This window comes from Serratia sp. HNCC26DJ244, assembly GCF_057180565.1.
In genome coordinates this window covers 138,258-155,915 of sequence record NZ_JBXUGO010000003.1, presented here as the reverse complement: position 1 = coordinate 155,915, position 17,658 = coordinate 138,258, and the positions used below count along the sequence as shown (strand labels likewise).

General features: G+C 49.8%; 13 protein-coding genes and 1 pseudogene. 8 read left to right on the top strand and 6 right to left on the bottom strand.

Features of this window, described 5'->3' with window-relative positions:
• Positions 1-25: 25 nt before the first annotated feature.
• Complete coding sequence (araG, locus tag AC2A06_RS03770; protein ID WP_484379413.1) at positions 26-1,525, bottom strand: L-arabinose ABC transporter ATP-binding protein AraG; 1,500 nt, start codon at positions 1,523-1,525, stop codon at positions 26-28.
• A gap of 107 nt (positions 1,526-1,632) precedes the next feature.
• Positions 1,633-2,616, bottom strand: a complete 984-nt coding sequence (locus tag AC2A06_RS03765; RefSeq protein WP_484379412.1) for an arabinose ABC transporter substrate-binding protein — start codon at positions 2,614-2,616, stop codon at positions 1,633-1,635.
• A gap of 362 nt (positions 2,617-2,978) precedes the next feature.
• On the opposite strand from AC2A06_RS03765, the gene AC2A06_RS03760 reads away from it, so the two are divergent.
• The 6 genes from AC2A06_RS03760 (at position 2,979) to AC2A06_RS03735 (ending at position 8,241) form a co-directional block, all read left to right on the top strand.
• Positions 2,979-4,670, top strand: a complete 1,692-nt coding sequence (locus AC2A06_RS03760; protein WP_484379411.1) for a ribulokinase — start codon at positions 2,979-2,981, stop codon at positions 4,668-4,670.
• Positions 4,667-5,365 carry an L-ribulose-5-phosphate 4-epimerase gene (locus AC2A06_RS03755; protein WP_484379410.1) on the top strand — a complete coding sequence of 233 codons (699 nt, stop codon included), beginning with the start codon at positions 4,667-4,669 and terminating at the stop codon, positions 5,363-5,365. The genes AC2A06_RS03760 and AC2A06_RS03755 overlap by 4 nt, the downstream gene beginning before the upstream one ends.
• 15 nt (positions 5,366-5,380) lie before the next feature.
• On the top strand, positions 5,381-6,880 hold the full coding sequence (araA, locus tag AC2A06_RS03750) for an L-arabinose isomerase (protein WP_484379409.1): 1,500 nt from the start codon (positions 5,381-5,383) through the stop codon (positions 6,878-6,880).
• A gap of 13 nt (positions 6,881-6,893) precedes the next feature.
• On the top strand, positions 6,894-7,235 hold the full coding sequence (locus tag AC2A06_RS03745) for a hypothetical protein (RefSeq protein WP_484379408.1): 342 nt from the start codon (positions 6,894-6,896) through the stop codon (positions 7,233-7,235).
• A 223-nt stretch (positions 7,236-7,458) separates the two neighbouring features.
• On the top strand, positions 7,459-7,797 hold the full coding sequence (locus AC2A06_RS03740) for a low molecular weight protein tyrosine phosphatase family protein (RefSeq protein ID WP_484379407.1): 339 nt from the start codon (positions 7,459-7,461) through the stop codon (positions 7,795-7,797).
• A gap of 21 nt (positions 7,798-7,818) precedes the next feature.
• The gene (locus AC2A06_RS03735) at positions 7,819-8,241 is read left to right on the top strand and encodes a RidA family protein (protein ID WP_484379406.1); all 423 of its coding nucleotides are present in this window, start codon (positions 7,819-7,821) and stop codon (positions 8,239-8,241) included.
• Between the two features lie 774 nt (positions 8,242-9,015).
• On the opposite strand, the gene nagZ is transcribed toward AC2A06_RS03735, so the two are convergent.
• Complete coding sequence (gene nagZ, locus AC2A06_RS03730; protein WP_484379405.1) at positions 9,016-10,893, bottom strand: beta-N-acetylhexosaminidase; 1,878 nt, start codon at positions 10,891-10,893, stop codon at positions 9,016-9,018.
• Positions 10,894-11,009: 116 nt separating this feature from the next.
• Between nagZ and AC2A06_RS03725 the strand changes: the two are divergent.
• A pseudogene (locus AC2A06_RS03725) lies at positions 11,010-11,207 on the top strand (4-hydroxyphenylacetate permease); the annotation flags it as partial.
• Positions 11,208-11,554: 347 nt separating this feature from the next.
• Positions 11,555-13,600: a bifunctional 2',3'-cyclic-nucleotide 2'-phosphodiesterase/3'-nucleotidase gene (locus AC2A06_RS03720; RefSeq protein ID WP_484379404.1), complete on the top strand. Its 2,046-nt coding sequence runs from the start codon at positions 11,555-11,557 to the stop codon at positions 13,598-13,600.
• Between the two features lie 291 nt (positions 13,601-13,891).
• On the opposite strand, the gene AC2A06_RS03715 is transcribed toward AC2A06_RS03720, so the two are convergent.
• The 3 genes from AC2A06_RS03715 to AC2A06_RS03705 form a co-directional block, all read right to left on the bottom strand.
• Positions 13,892-14,497: a hypothetical protein gene (locus tag AC2A06_RS03715; protein WP_484379403.1), complete on the bottom strand. Its 606-nt coding sequence runs from the start codon at positions 14,495-14,497 to the stop codon at positions 13,892-13,894.
• Between the two features lie 116 nt (positions 14,498-14,613).
• Positions 14,614-16,140, bottom strand: a complete 1,527-nt coding sequence (locus AC2A06_RS03710) for an alkaline phosphatase (protein ID WP_484379402.1) — start codon at positions 16,138-16,140, stop codon at positions 14,614-14,616.
• A gap of 50 nt (positions 16,141-16,190) precedes the next feature.
• Entirely contained in the window at positions 16,191-17,621 is a 1,431-nt protein-coding gene (locus AC2A06_RS03705) for an alkaline phosphatase (protein ID WP_484379401.1), read from the bottom strand.
• Positions 17,622-17,658 lie beyond the last annotated feature (37 nt).

The window sequence follows — 17,658 nt, the reverse complement described above, 5'->3', positions numbered from 1 at the left end:
TTATTCTGAGCTTGGTCACAGCGAATTAACGGGCTGGCATCGCCAGGTTCAACACTTTGACTTCATTGGCATCACTGTGGGAAAGCTCACCCGCAATTTCCCCTTCGCGCATAATCATGACTCGATCAGCAATCCCCAACACTTCCGGCAACTCGCTGGATACCACCACAACGGCATTACCCACCTTAGCCAGATCGTAAATCACGTTATAGATTTCGTTTTTTGCGCCCACATCAATGCCCCGGGTCGGCTCATCAAGCAAAATGACTTTCATATCTTCAGAGAGCCAACGCCCCAGAATCGCTTTCTGCTGGTTACCGCCAGAGAGGTTCATAATGGCTTGCTGAGGGGACGGGGTTTTAACCCGCATATCGCGGATGCGCAGTTGGGCGTTGCTATCTTCCCACTGCTGGTTGATCCAAAAACCTCCCCAGGCTTTGTGGCGGCGAGCACTGATATTGATATTTTCCTGCACTGAATGAATGGGGATAATCCCCGAGGCCTTACGGTCCTCAGTACACAGCATGATCCCACTGCGGATAGCATCTATGGGGCTGCGAATCGACACTGGTTGGCCAAATACCGCAATCTCACCCGACACCATCGGGTCAGCACCAAAAATCAGCTTCATCAGCTCACTACGCCCTGCCCCAACCAGGCCAAAAATACCGAGGATCTCCCCACGCTTGACCTCAAACGATACCGGCTGTTGCAAGCCGGGCCCCATCAGGTTGCGTACCTGCAGCCCCACTTCCCCATGGGGGCGCGGCTGGTAGCCGTAGATATCGGTCAGCTCGCGCCCAACCATGGTTTTCACCAGCAGGTCACGGCTAACCTCCGCTATGGTGTCAAAAGTGCGCACAAACTGACCATCTTTAAATACCGTAATGGCGTCACAGAGCTCAAAAATCTCATCCATACGGTGGGAGACATACAGAATCACCTTGCCCTCATCACGCAACTGGCGAATAACGCGAAACAGTTGCTCAATTTCCCGTGATGACAGGCTGCTGGTGGGTTCGTCGAAGGCGATAATTTGCGCATCCCGCGTTAGGGCCTTGGCAATCTCTACCATTTGCCACTGGCCGAGGGAGAGATATTTAAGCGGTGTTTCCGGCGCAATATCCATCCCCAGGCGCGCCAATTGTTTGGCGGCATTCTGGTACAGCTCATCTCGCGCAATCATGCCATGGCGGGTGGGCAGTTGGCCCAGGTAGATGTTCTCGGCAATACTCATTTCTGGTACCAGGTGTAACTCCTGGTAGATGATGGCAATGCCATTCTCCAGCGCCTCCAGGGTATTGCGGAACACCCTCTCCTCCCCGGCTAGCTTGACAACCCCCTGGGTGGGAGCCTGAAAGCCACTGAGGATTTTGAGCAGGGTTGACTTACCGGCACCATTTTCCCCCATCAACGCATGTATCGTCCCCTGTTGGCAGGAAAACGAGACATTCTGCAGCGCTTTAACACCGGGGAACTCTTTGCTGATACCGCAAAACTCCAGATAAGGAACTGACTGATTCATGTGCTCACTCCAGATTGCCGGCATAACATGGCCTGTTATGCCGGTATATATCCGTGGTCATTCAAGTTGCCGTACCCGATTGCAAGCGGGTATCGTAACCCGGTCTATCACAACCCTTTCTTCTTCAGTTCCTCCTTAAAGTTATCCCGAGTGATCAGCACCACATCGGTCACTTCGGTGAATTTGGTGGGTTCTTCCCCCTTGCTGACCCAGTCATGCAACATCTGGATGCTCTTATAACCATGTACATCCGGGCTCGGCAGCAGCGACCCGAGGAAGCCAGTCTGGGTGGATTTGGAGAGTTCATTCACCGCATCAACACCATTGATACCAATGCCGATGACGTTCTCCGCCTTGAAGCTCTGTCCTTCAGTAGCGCGAACCCCACCCAGCACGGTGTTGTCGTTCATGCCGACAATCAGCCAACTCTTGACCTCTGGGTGCTGCACCAGCATCGAGTTGGCGGCATCCAGCGCGCCGGGGATATCATTTGTTTTGGTAGGAACGCGATAAATCTGGGCAGCAGGGAAACCGGCACTCTCCAGTGCGCTTACGGAACCTGCCACGCGACGGCGAGCGGTATCTAATTCATCGGCAGTGATGGCCAATACCCCGGTGGTTTTCACATCCCATTTGCGTTTGAGCATCTCCTTATACAGCTCTTGCCCCTGGCGCTCACCGATCTTGGTAGCCGCCATCATCACCAACGGCACCTGTTCCATTGGCTTGCCTTTGGCATTGACAAACTGGTCATCCACCGCGATCACTTTCAAATCCAGGCTTTTGGCTTTCGCCATAATGGCTGAGCCTAATTTCGGGTCTGGGGTACAGATTACAAAGCCTTTGGCCCCACTGGCGGCCAAGCTATCAATGGCATTAAGCGTCTTTTCGCCATCGGGTACCGCTATTTTAATCACCTCGAAACCGAGGTCTTTACCGGCTTTATCGGCAAAGTTCCATTCCGTCTGGAACCAGGGCTCTTCTGGTTGTTTAACCAGATAACCCAGTTTCAACGCCTCTGCTGAAAAAGCAGAATTTACCATACCAAGAACAAACCCTACCGCAATCATGCTCTTAACTATTTTATTCATGCCAGCGTCTCCAATTGTTCTATTAATTCCTATATCAACCAAGCACTTCCTACTCTCTTATTCAACCAATGATTAGAAAATGCCATTTTTAAACATGATGTTACTGTTATCACCAGATGAAGGATAAAGTTGTAGCTGTTTTAAATATAAAAAATGGAGAGCAGGATCACGCCATGAAATTGTAGCTATTTCGTCTATATTTTTAGCAAAAAAGTGATGTTTAAAAATTTTAGAACTTCATCACTCTCCATAATTAATAGCGTTTAAATCCATATTTTTAGCAAGCCATTGCTAACCGTTAATTGGCCTCATCTCCTATGGTTCCTTCCTAGTAACCCTTTCATTGATGGTCAGGAGCCTTTATGTCTGAACACAGCAGACCGGACAATATTGTCATCGGACTCGACTTCGGTAGCGATTCGGTCAGAGCACTTGCCGTGCGTTGCCACGATGGTGCCGAACTGGAAACCCAGGTTGTCTATTACCCGCGCTGGCAAGCGGGAAAATATTGCCAGCCGCAGCACAACCAATTCCGTCATCACCCACTCGATTATCTGGAATCGATGGAGCAGGCAGTGGTGCAGGTGGTGAATAAGCTCACCCCAGCACAACGGGCGGCAATCTGCGGTATCGGCGTGGACAGCACGGGCTCAACGCCAGCGCCGATTGATAAACAAGGGCGTGTCTTGGCCCTGCGCCCGGAATTTGCCGACAACCCCAACGCGATGTTCGTGTTGTGGAAAGACCACACTGCCATTGAAGAAGCCGAAGCGTTCACCGCGCTCTGCCATAGCGGCCGTTTTACTGATTACAGCCGCTACATTGGGGGGATTTATTCCTCGGAGTGGTTTTGGGCCAAGATCCTGCATGTTTCCCGTGTGGATGCCGCCGTGCGGGCTGCGGCCTGCAACTGGATTGAGTTATGCGACTGGGTGCCCGCCATTTTGAGCGGCACCCAGGCCCCGGCAGATATCAAGCGCGGGCGCTGTGCTGCCGGTCATAAGTCTTTGTGGAACCCCGACTGGGGTGGTTTACCCGCCGCCGACTTCCTTAATGCGCTGGATCCGCTACTCACCGAGCAACTGGATAGCCCGCTATTTACCGACAGTTGGACGGCGGATATTCCTGTTGGCACCCTGACAGCGGAGTGGGCGGAACGCTTACAGCTGAGTGATAAAGTGGTGGTGGCGGGTGGTGCCTTTGACTGCCATATGGGGGCCGTTGGGGCAGGTGCCGGCAAACATGCGCTGGTGAAAGTAATAGGGACCTCTACCTGCGACATCCTGATGGCTGACCACGCCACCATTGGCGAACGCGCTATCGCTGGCATCTGCGGCCAAGTAGATGGCAGTGCTGTGCCAGGGATGGTGGGGCTGGAAGCAGGCCAATCAGCCTTTGGTGATATCTACGCCTGGTATCAACGCCAGTTGAGCTGGCCGTTAGACCAACTCGCCGAGCAATACCCCGAATTGCGCAGTGCCATCGAAGCGCACAAGCAGCAAATCTTGCCAGACCTTGCCGCCGCCTGGGAGCAACAATTGTCGCTGCCCCATTTGCCGGTGGTGCTTGACTGGTTTAATGGTCGCCGAACCCCTTATGCCAACCAACGTCTGCAAGGCACCATTACCGGGCTCAACCTCAGTACCGATGCCCCCACGCTGTTTGGTGCGCTGGTCGCCTCCACCGCATTTGGCGCACGTAGCATTATGGAGTGCATGACCAGCCAGCAAGTCGCGGTAGAACAGGTGATCGCGCTGGGGGGGATCGCGCGTAAATCCCCCACCATCATGCAAACCTGTGCTGATGTGATGAACCGCCCGATTCAGGTTGTGGCCTCTGACCAATGTTGTGCGCTGGGTGCCGCCATCTTCGCCGCCGTTGCCGCAGGGGTTTATGCCGATGTGGCCAGCGCCCAGCAGCATATGGCCAGCGCCGTGGAACGCATTCACCAGCCGCAACCGCAACGCGTCGCTGACTATGAGCAACTCTATCAACGTTACCTTGCCTGGGGTGCGGCGGCAGAACCGCTCTACAACCAAGGAGTGGCACGATGAACCTTCGCACACTTAAAGAGCAGGTACTCACCGCCAATCTGGATCTGCCCCGCCATCATCTAGTGACTTTTACCTGGGGCAATGTGAGCGGGATTGATCGTGAGCGCAATCTGGTGGTGATCAAACCCAGTGGTGTCAGTTACGACAAAATGCAACTGAATGACCTGGTGGTGCTTGATCTGGCCGGTCAGCAAATCGAAGGGGAATTACGCCCCTCTTCCGACACCGCGACTCATTTGGTGCTTTATCGGCACTATCCTGATCTCGGGGGGGTGGTACATACCCACTCCACACACGCCACCGCCTGGGCTCAAGCAGGCTGCGCCATCCCGATTTTTGGTACCACTCAGGCTGACTATTTCAACGGTGAAATCCCCTGTTCTCGTCTACTGACCCCCGGCGAGGTGGATGAAGATTACGAAGGGTTGACCGGTCATCTTATTGTCGAAACCCTGCAACAAACGCCAGTTCTCACCATGCCGGGTGTGCTAGTGGCCAACCACGGCCCGTTCAGTTGGGGTAAAGACGCCGATGATGCCGTACACAATGCGGTGGTGCTGGAAGAAGTCGCACGCATGGCCTGGCTCACCCGCCAGATCAATCCGCAGGCGACCCCATTGCCCAACTATCTGCTGTACAAGCACTACCAACGCAAACATGGCAAACACGCCTACTACGGCCAGACAAAAGCTTAACCCAAGGAGATAACGATGGAATTGATGAAACAGCTCGAAGTATGGCTGCTGGTGGGTAGCCAGCATCTTTATGGTGCCACCACACTGAAACAGGTTGCCGACCATGCTCATACCATCACCAACCTGCTGAATGAGCGCGCGGGGCTACCCGTTAAAATCCTGCTCAAGCCCACCGGCACCACCCTTGATGAAATCAGTCGCGTCGCCCGTGATGCCAACCACAGCGAGCAGTGCGTGGGGCTGATGGTATGGATGCACACCTTCTCACCGGCCAAGATGTGGATCCCGGCGCTCAGCCAGTTGCAGAAACCCTTGCTGCAGTTTCACACCCAGTTCAACCGCGATCTGCCCTGGAGCGAGATCGACATGGACTTTATGAACCTCAACCAGACTGCCCACGGTGGCCGCGAGTTTGGCTTTATGGGGGCTCGCTTGCGGTTGCCACGCACCATTGTTGTGGGTTACTGGAAAGATGAAGAGGTGCATCGCAAAATTGGCAACTGGATGCGCATTGCCGCCGCCATTTATGATAGCCGCCAGATGAAGATCGCCCGTTTTGGTGACAATATGCGTAACGTCGCCGTCACCGAAGGCGATAAAATTGAAGCGCAGATCAAGTTTGGCTATCAAGTGAACTACCACCCGGTGGGTGACTTGGTCAGTGTGATCAACGCAGTGCCCGAAGCCGATATCGAGGCGCTGCTGGCAGAATATGAGCAGAGTTATACCCTGACCCAAGTGGTACAGCCAGGGGGCGCGCTGCGTAGTCATTTATATCAAGCAGCGCGGCAAGAACTGGGAATAAAACAATTCCTTACCGCCGGTGGCTTCTCGGCTTTTACCACCACCTTTGAAGACCTCTATGGCATGCACCAACTGCCGGGCCTTGCTTGCCAACGCCTGATGCAACAAGGCTTCGGTTTTGCCGCAGAGGGCGATTGGAAAACCGCAGCGCTGCTGCGCACTATCAAGGTAATGGGACATGGTCTGCCTGGTGGCAGCTCATTTATGGAGGATTACACCTACCATCTTGCAGCGGGCAACAAGCTGGTGCTGGGCTCGCACATGCTGGAAGTGTGCCCTTCCATTGCTGCCGCCAAACCAGTGCTGGACGCTCAGCATCTGGGGATCGGCAACAAAGCCGCACCAGCACGTCTGCTGTTTGCCGCCCCGGCGGGCAACGCGGTCAATGCTAGCCTGATTGATATGGGTAATCGCTTCCGTTTGGTGGTGAATCAGTTAGAGGTGGTGGATTTGCCTGAAGCAATGCCAAAACTCCCGGTGGCCAGTGCCTTGTGGCGTGCCATGCCGGATCTGGAAACCAGTGCTGAAGCCTGGATCCTGGCGGGTGCCGCCCACCATTCAGTATTTACCCAGTCGGTGGATATCGCCCAATTGCGCAACTTTGCCGAGATAATGGGCATTGAATGTGTGGTGATCGATAAAGAAACTCGCATTCCTGACTTCAAACAAGCGCTACAGTGGAATGAGGTTTATTACAAAATCTGCCAATAAATAATCGTGCCAAATGCCGCTTGATATTAGCCTCTGGCTGGTTGGCATGATGCGGAACGCTGACACGCTGCACCCCCGTATATGGACGCTCGTATCGCGCGTCCATGCGCTCCACGGTGCATCGTACCGATCCGCAGTAGTATTAGGCGCAGCTATTTATAGCGGGTTATTAAGCAGGGATGGTATTGATGAAACTCCTAGTGCAAAACGCCTTGAACATTTGGAACAAAATGGGGCAGCCGTTGGCCTACAACTGACCGATAACGAACGCACCCGACTGGAAACCACCTTCGCACCTGAAAACATTTCAGGTGGCCGATACCCAGCGGCGATGGAAACCATGTCGCAAAAATAAAGAGACTGAGTCTGGAGGCAGCGCGAGGCGGCCTCCAGTTATTTATCCGTCACCCTTCAAACTGTAGATGTTGATGACAGTCAGGCCGGACCAATAATTAAAGCATTGTTATCACGCTGCAACCGAGGATAAACTCCCCAATCAGCCATACCAAGATGTATTGAAGATTCAGCAATATCTCTTGCCATCTCAAACAGTAATACCCGGAGTGAGCCCTATAACCATGAATGTGTTGTTTGTATGTAGCCGCAACCAATGGCGCAGCCCTACCGCTGAAAGAATATGGCAGCGGACGCCGGGTCTGGTGGTCAAGTCAGCAGGTACCAGTCGCCATGCCAAAAAAACCGTCACACATGAATTATTGCGCTGGGCGGAGAAGATTGTTGTCATGGAACAAAAGCACAAAAATCGCTTAGTTGCTGACTACCGCCAACTGTTAGAACACAAAGCAATTTACGTTATTGATATACCGGATGAGTATCAGTATATGGACCCGGAACTTGTCACACTGCTGGAACAATCTACCGAATCTATTCTGGCGCCTTTTATCATAAAAAATTGATCAGATAATAAAGGAAATAAGATGAAACTGGTTAACCCTGCGGATCTTCATACCCCATTAGGGGCCTACTCTCACTCCGCAATTCTCGACCATGATAAATCACTATTGGTGATTTCAGGGCAGATAGGTATGCGCCAGGATGGTTTTGTCCCTAAAGAACAATCTCAGCAATTTAGCCTAGCGCTCGACAACATCCGTAAAAATGTCGAAGCACAGGGCTTAAGCGTCAGTGATATCATCAAAATGACCTTTTACTGGGGGGGCGAAACACTGCCCGCAGAGGAGCGTAACCTTATTTTGACCCCTTGGTTGCAAGGGCATCAGCCCTGTATGACGATGGTCACCGTTAAAGGACTGGCCAGGCCCGACTTATTAATTGAAATTGAAGCCTTTGCCGAGGGGAAGATCGCGAATTCTGATAATAAGTACAGCGCTCGGTCATGATGATAAGATGTGGGTTAGCTGCTGATAAGCTCACCTTTTGTTCTCTGGCTAGCTGGAGGTGCAGCAGGTATGGGCTTGTGTAGTGTTATTTTAGGAGCAGCAACTATGGCAGCAGGAGGTACAGGCGCTTTGATTTGTGGCGTAGCGCTTGGGGCTACAGGCGGCTATTTAGGGGGGGAAATAATATCATCTGGAGGTGAGTCTGCTGGTGAATTAATTTATCAAACCATTGGAAAATAGAATGAACATTCTATCCGCAGTACTAACTATATCATTCATAATTAGTGGGGTAATTGCTTTCGGTTACTCCTCAATAAATAACAAAAATCATAAGCTATTGTGTAATGCATTTCATGAAAAATTTGGGTTCTTACCAGGAGGGATAACATTGTCTCAATCTGGTGGTGTTTTCTTAACATTCCAAAAGGACTTTTATTTTTTGTTTCCCCTGATTGTTAGTAAGAATAACTTCATTGTTAGGGATATGGATTCAGAACACTACGATTTCATTAGCTCACTACCTAGAAAAATGACTTATTGGATAAAGGTGAAGTTTTTTTTATTATTAATAAGTATAATATTACTTTTAGCTGAAGCCATTGTTTACTACTCTTTTATAAAAGTATAGCTCATCAATAAATAGCATGATAATAGATAAGTAATCTCTGCATCCCCTACCGTTGTAGAGGCTAAGTAGAAGTGTCCGCCTAAACAATACCGCCTTCTAGGAAGGCGGATTTTTACTTTGCGCAACTGAGGTAATTTTTACTGGAATCAGTAAGTCAAGCCATGCCCGAAGGGGTAGATGACTTCACCTTCAGGAGATTTGATATCAACCGGCAATTTACCGCTAGGAACATTAAAGATGAGGGTGTCAGTCTCATTTTTAAACAATGTTCTGATGCCTGCCCGAATATTGGCTTCAAGAGAGTTACGATTGTTGTTGGTAACATCAAACCCGGTGATACCATAAATAGCCAGGTTGGCGGTCACATTATCCAGATAAGCAATGTCATAGGGATTGCGTGATGAGATAACAACCAGGGGTATCCCCAATTCGCTCGCTTTATCAATGGTCTGCTGTGCAGCACGCCCTTTGTTTTTTAGATTGTAAGTGACCAGAATAACCAGATCGTTGGCTTCAATACTCTCTTCCAGATTGGCTGGCACGGTTTGCTGATCCAGCTTATATGCCAGGCTGGAAACTGTGATTTCCTGGTTTTCAAGCTTGCTTGCAATGTTTTGCAATTCACTGCGGATAATATCATTGCGCGTATTTTCATCAGAAATGATCAGCACATTATTCTGTCCATTAAGGGAATAGGGCAACAGATTGTCATTCTTGATAAGCGTAACGGAGTGCTCTGCCACTTTCTGTTCATCGCTTTTATGCGCAGGTGAAGCAACGACAGATTGAGCGTACTCTAAAGTACGTGAATTGTTTGTGGCACCGATCTTTTTTGCCAACTTAGTTTGGACAACCCGGGTCGCGGCTTCTTGTAAGCGCGACGCAAACTCTGGATTTTTAGAGTATTGAGTTTCCAGATATTGGTAAAGATCTTCCAGTTGATCAATCCCTTCTTGATCCCAGATATGGACTGGCATCACCATAACATCACTGCCTGCCATCAGCGCCATTTCCACGGCTTCATTAGCACCAAAGTTCTCGGTGATAGCGCCCATATCCATTGCGTCAGTAAATACCAGGCCTTTGAATTTGAGCTCATCACGAAGAATACCGGTGATGATTTTTTTGGACAATGTGGCTGGTAAACCGATTTCAGTACCATCTTTTTTAGAAACTACTTTGGTATCGTCAAGGGCAGGAACGATGATATGTGCCGTTAGTACGGCATCAATGCCCTGTTCGATAACATTTTTGAATGGTAACAAATCGCTTTGCCGCCATTCACTTTCAGTATAAGGAACCAGCGGTAACCCAAAATGCGAGTCGGTTTCCACGTTACCGTGGCCAGGGAAGTGCTTTGCAGTGGACATAACAGAATTCTGCTGCAATCCCTTGATATAGGCACTAGACATCTCATTAACCAGCGCAATATCGCTGCTGAACGAACGCACACCGATAACCGGGTTATTCTGGTTGGTATTGACATCCACAACTGGTGCAAAGTTAATATTCACGCCCAATGCGTTGAGTTCCGAGCCGTGAACTTCACCCACAAGTTGTGCCATATTGGCATCGCGCGTTGCGGCCAGTGCCATATTACCCGGCATTTCTGTGCCTTCACGCAGACGCGTAACATATCCGCCTTCTTGATCGGTACTGATCAGGAGGGGCAACTGATAACTGGCCTTCTGTAAATCTTGAATCAGCTGATAACTTTGAGGTGTATTAATAAAGTTTTCCCGAAACAGGATCACAGAACCCAGACGGTAGTCATTGATGACTTTAGCCAGCTCCGTAGGGAGCACGGTGACGCCTTGAGGTTCACCCGCAGCATTTTTTCCCCAGTTGCGCACATCCAGCATGAGCACCTGGCCGATCTTTTCTCGTGGGCTCATCTGAGTGACTATCTGTTCGGCACTGGTTTGCGATTCTTGCTGGCTGGTGGAAAAATGATCGTCATCACACCCCATCAGTGTCAGACTGGAAATAAGCACAGCAACCTTTGTTACTCCTAGTATTTTCATTGCATTCCCTCATAATGAATAAAAGTCGTTAATGAGAATAATAAATTCTTGAAATAATAATAGGATGGAATTTAATATTCTTGGGTTGCATCACACTTATCACCTAGGAAATGAGGGTGTACGGCATTCCCAGCAACATCATACTGGGGATCGTTCGTGCACGGTGCTGGATTGCGATTATCATGGTGATCTGTGGCGTGGTATCTACCGCCACGATATTCGCTACCGGTTCTAACAGCCTGTATGTATTGAGAATGCTGGTGGGTATTGCAGAGGCTGGTTTTTTGCCCGGTTTAAGGCTGTCTGCTCAATATTAGCGGGTCAATAACGGAGATCATTCCTCAGAAACCGCTCCATGCCTCGCTCATATGAGGGATGGCTAAGGGCCCTTAGCCATTTTACGATGCCGCTGGGCCAATTGACTGTTCTATTCGAGCGTGCGGCATAGCTGCAGCTCGAATTAATTTTGGTATTCAATATAATTGAAAGCAGTTTCTTCTTTATTTAATCACTGCGTTCATTTACTTATTTTTTTAATTCATTAAAATGAAATGCCGATGTACTAGATGATTTTTATTATTATATTTTAAATATTTAATCATGGAATGATGTTTATAAAGCATCAGCCAATGTGCAAATCATGCCTTTCTCTGGAGAGATTATGTTATTGTATTTTAAGAAAAATATTATTTCCCTATCCCTACTATCTGTCTCAGTATTAGTTTTAAATGCCTGTGATTCAAGCGACCATCACGCAGATACCACCGTTGTTCCAACAATCGGTAGCGGTGAGCTGACACTGGCTGCGACAACCGATCTTCATGCAAATATTCTGAGCTATGACTATTTTAAGCTCAGTGAGGACAAGAGTTTCGGATTTGAGCGAACGGCAACGCTCTTGCGTGAAATTAAAAGTAAATATAGCAATGTTGTGCTATTGGATAACGGCGATACCATTCAGGGCACTACGCTGGCTGACTATCAGGCGCAGGTTAATCCAATCAGCTGTGATGAAAAGCTGGCTATTTACCAAGCGATGGATGAGATAGGTTACGATGCGGCTACTCTGGGTAATCATGAATTCAATTACGGTCTACCTTACCTGGCACAGGTTACCGGTGCAACCTTCAATATCGCGGCAATGCCCGCAGTAAGTGAGCAAAAAAAATGTGTTGGCCCCAACTTTCCGCTAGTCTCATCCAATGTCTGGAGTCAGAAGGACGGTAAGCCACTGTATAAGCCCTATATCATCCTGAATAAAAGCGTGAAAATCTATGACGCGCAGGGTCAGGAAAGTCAGTTACCTATCAAAATAGCCGTGATTGGTTTTACCCCTCCGCCAATAATGAACTGGGACAAGCGCTGGTTGGATGGGCAGATAGGCGTTAGCGGCGTTGTTGAAGCTGCCGAAAAATATGTGCCAATGGCCAAAGCGGAAGGTGCCGATCTGGTTATCGCACTCTCCCACGGCGGATATAGTACAAGTGCTTACTCAGCAGAGATGGAAAACGCCAACTATTATCTGGCGAAAGTCCCTGGGATAGACGCGATCATTATGGGGCATACCCACAATGAATTCCCGCTGGCATCCTGTAGTAGCAGAGACTGTAATGCTCCAGGCGTCGACAGTAAAAATGGTTTTCTGAATGGTGTCCCGGCAGTGATGGCCAGCTATTGGGGCAAGGCGGTAGGCTTGATTCATTTAACCTTACAGCATGATCTATCCGGCTGGAAGGTCGTCAAAGAAAACACCCGCGTTGAATTGGATAAAACGCTATTAGATCCCGCTACAAAAACCTATGTGGATAGCGACCCGTCAATTTCACAAGCGATTCAGACCGTTAATGAAGAGGTAATTGATTACGTCAAAACACCAATTGGACGGAGTGATTTTGATATGACAACCTATTTTGCTGATGTTGGTGAGGTCTCTGCCATTCAGATTGTCAATGCTGCACAAGCTGATTATGTTAAGGCTTATGTCGATCTTAACCTACCTGAATATAACGATATTCCTGTCCTTTCCGTCAGTGCACCATTTAAGGGGGGCTTTTCTGGTGTGGGCGATTTTACGTTAGTTAAAGCAGGGGAGCTGTCTATCTATAACGCCGCCGATCTCTATCTTTATCCGAATACGGTCTACGCGGTGCTGGTCACGGGTGATATTGTCAAAGGTTGGTTGGAAAAATCGGCGGAGCGCTTTAACCAGATTGATCCTGCTGTTGAAGCGGCACAAAACCTGACCACATCATTTCCCAGTTTTAACTTTGATATGTTTACGTCCGATGATTTGAAATATCAAATTGATATCACACAACCGGTCGGCAAGCGGATTGTTGAGCTCACCTATAAAGGGAAAACTATAGATGCCAGCCAGCAATTTATTATTGCCACCAACAATTATCGAGCTACCGGTGGCGGCGGTTTCCCCGGGCTGACCGCGGATCGGATTATTTATGCATCACCGGATAACAACCGCGATGTGCTGATAAATTACATCAAGAACCGGGCCGTCTTGGCACGGGTGCAGGATGGCAATGCGCGTAGCTGGCGTTTTGTTCCTGTATCCACTGCTGGCCCCGTTATTTTCCGCTCTGCTGCAGATAAGCTGGCCTACGCGCAGAGCATTGGTTTGATAAATATCAGTATATACAAAGCGGATGATGGCAACGGTATGAGCCTGTATCAGATTGATTTATTGCATTAATTAAGCGGTTAGTGTGACCTGTTACTGTTGCTTATTAGCGCAAACTTTCCCCGCTACAGCTGGATTTATCCCAGGCTGTAGCGGCGGGAAAGCTCGAGCTAGAATAACAATATCCCCCACTCCTACATGAACCTCTTTCACTATTAAAAATAGACCCAAAAAACATAAAGCAAGGGCAAAAATAGATAAGATATTTAGCTTGTTAGATCAGCCCATCAGAATGGTAGCGTTAATACCAACGCCCCCGAAGAGGCGTTGGTAAAATGGCGTGTTGATTAAACCATGCCAAGATCAATCGAGCAGGTCGGAGTAATCTCCCCGTTGATAATCCGTCAGTTTTTGCCAAGGCAATACCTGCGGGTCATTAAACGGGGTGGCCGTCATACGTTGGATTGAGGTGCCATGGCTATCACGTTGCTCAATACTCCGGGCATACTGCCCCGCGACATCCCAAGCAACCTGGATAGTACGTTCCCCTTTTTGCAGCAAGTAGTGCTGCACCCCATCCTTCACTCCACCTTGTTTTTCCATGCGGCTTAACGCCTTGGGGTCGATTAGCCAATAGGCCGCAGGCCAGGAACCTCCGTATCCCACATTGCCATAATGGGCCAATTCCACATCAATCACCCGGTGCAGCTCATCTAATATCACCTGTACGCTGACCTTCCCGGTTGCCGCATCGCGCTTTATCAACAAGGGTGCACCTTGAGCTTCACTGTGCGCATGACCCGCATGGGGGGACGCATGATCTTCATGCCCATGTGCTTGGCTGGCACGCAGGTTTTCAGGCAGTTCACGTTCGATCCAAACCTGGTCAGTACGGCGATACATTAAGTCGCTATAGCGGCTATCGCGGATAATACCGTCATGCCCAATGGAGCGGTTTTCATAACTCAACCGCAAATTAACCGGTGGTACAGCCGCTAGCGGCTCCTACTGCGGTTCCGCCGTCGCCACTAAAGGTAATGTAGACACCATCAGTAACGCCAGACTGAATACTCTTCGCCAATGACTCATAAACCCGCGGCCTCTTTTACTTTGAAGAAGACTTTAGTGTTGTCCATGGTGCCTTTAAAAATCTGGGAACCGGCACCACCGGCAAAGAGCATCACGTCACCACCAGCATGGGTTTCTGCACCCGGCGTGCCGAGGTTGATGCCCACTTCCTGCAGGAAATTGTCCTGAGTGGTATCCACGTCAGTCAAATCTTCCCGCTCTGCACCACGTGCTGGAGCAACCCAAGGGGCCTTGTTATCTTCCACATTGACCTGGCTGCTGGGGCTAGTGTTAGGCCGACCACCGTTACCGAATACCAATGTAGTATAGGGTTTGCCATCTGCCGCTTTGGCTAACTCCCCGTTCTGATAATCGTAAACCTTACCCAAAATCGGGTTACCAATCTTGCCATAGCCATTGAAGGCAATAGAGTGATCATGGTCAGCCGTTACGACGATCAGCGTGTTCTTCAGGCCTGGATCTTTAGCTTCCATAAACGCCAATGCGGTCTTGACCGCTTCATCCATCGCCAAAGTATCTTCCAGCGCACGTTTGGCATTGCTGCCATGTAGAGCATGGTCGATCCGCCCCCCTTCCACCATCAAGAACAGCCCTTTGTCATTACGGCTGAGCACCTCAAGCGCCTTTTCGGTCATTTCCGCCAGACTTGGCTGATCCAGACTCTGATTCACTCGATCTAGCTCGTAAGCCATTTCACTTTGTGCAAACAAGCCCAACAGTTTATCGACAGAGCCGGTATTGAGGTTGCGCAGTTGAGTACCGCTGTCAACATAGGTGTAACCAGCACTCTGCATGTCATTTACCAGATTCTGGTTATCGCTACGCTTGCTACTTGGGTTAACGGACTTGGGCAAATAGTTACGTTGCCCGCCGCCCATCAGCACATCAACACCATCCTCTAACCAACTGTTATAATTGGGGTTACCCGGCACAGATTGTTCTGCGATAGAGTTATAACCACTACGGTTACAGATATGGGCATAGGTCGCTGCAGGTGTTGCGTGCCCCACTCGGGTGGTTGATACCGCCCCCACTGAACGCCCTGCTGCTTTCGAAAGCTCCAGTAACGTTTTGACCGGCTGACCATTATCCGCTTGGCAGGTGCTGTCTTCACCCGAGATATACTGATCACCGGTTGCGGTATAGGCTTGTGTGTCAGCAGACATTGAGATCACCTCATTGTTTGCCTTCACACCGGTCATATAAGCAGCCATCGACGGGGCGCTGTCTGTGGTCTGGGCATCATTAGAATAAGTCTTGATGCGCGCCGCATGACGCAACGATTGCATAGTCAGTTCGGCACGTTCACTGCTGGTCAGTGAGCCCGGTTGAGCCGCCAACTGTTTCTCGCCTTTATAAATACGCGCCGCCGTTACCGTTACTGGCCCCATGCCATCACCCAGGAAAAAGATCACATTTTTGGCTTCATTGGCCGCCTGGGCAGTGCCAGCAGTCAGCGATAACAAACCCAACAGAAATAGCGTACAGCTATTGAATTTACCCACAGATTGCTTTTTTTTCATGATATTGCTCATTCTGAAAAGAGAGGGATTTACGCTTCGCGTGCGAATATTCACTGTAAGTCAATCGCCTGTTTAATCAGGTTAAATACCTGGTCGTTATTCAGCGTTCCGGTGAACTGCTCAGCACCCAGCCCTTGCGCGGCAAGGAAAACATCACCACCACCGTGAGTTTCTGTTTTCAACGGGATCACCGACTCTTGAAGAAAATCGGCACTTTCCAAATCATGCTCATCGATCGGCCCACGGGTTGCCTGATGAGCAGGACCATTACCGAAACCGATGATGGTATAGGGGTTACCGTCCACATCCTTTGAGTTGGCACCACTAACATAATTCTTCACCACACCCAGCACACCGGGTTTACCCGCCTCAGTTTTGCCGGTACGTTGTGCATAACCGTTCATTTGCAACGTGTGGTCGTGGTCGGCAGTGACTACAATCAAGGTATTCTTCAAACCGGGATCGATCTGTTGCATCTTTTCCAGCGCAGTTTTTATCGCATCGTCAAAGGCCACGGTATCCTGCAAGGCTCGGCGGGCATTGGTGGCATGCAGAGCGTGGTCGATACGGCCACCTTCCACCATCAGGAAAAAGCCCTTATCTTTCGCCACCAACGCGTCGATAGCCTTTCCGGTCATTTCAGCCAGACTCGGCTCTTGCGCTGGGTCGCGGTCCAGGTCATAAGACATATGATCGGGGGTGAAAAGCCCTACCAGCTTGCTGCCATCAATCGGCAGTTGTTCAAACTGCTGTTTATCCGCTGCAAAGTGATAATTAGCGGCCTGCAATTCAGCAACCAGATTACGCTGATCTTGGCGAGAGCCCCCCGCCGTCGCTGGCGTAAAATTGCGCGTTCCACCGCCGAAAATTACATCGACGCCATCACCCAGCTTGGTATTGAACCCTGTGCCACCGGGGACCAACGCAGCGGCAATGGTGTTTTCCGCATCCCGATGGCAGACATGAGAATAGGTCGCTGCAGGGGTAGCATGAGTAATACGTGTGGTGGTAACGACGCCCGTGCCATAGTTGGCCGCTTTCATTTTTTCCAACAGCGTCTCAAGCGTATGGCCATTGTCTGGTGGGCAAGTACTGTCAAAATTGACCTGATAAGGTTGACCCTGTGCGTTGGTGGCCTTGGTATCAGGTGACATTGAGATCACTTCGTTATTAGTCTTAACGCCGGTCATATAGGCCGACATGGATGGCGCACTATCGGTAACCTGGGCATCATTTGAGTAGGTATGGACAAACGCCGTCTCCGGCAGAGTATCAATGGTCAAATCACCCTCTTCGCCGACGCTGTAAATACGCGCGGCAGTGAGGGTCGCAATACCCATGCCATCACCCAGAAAAAACAGCACATTTTTAGTGGGTGTTGCTACCGGGGTTTCATTGCTGGTAACGGAATCACTGTCGTTACAACCCGATACCGCCAAAACCACACCAAGAATCGCCAGGCTGAGCCTATTTCGTTTCATTTAACCTCCCTATTAAAACTTCAGGTGAATATCGTTT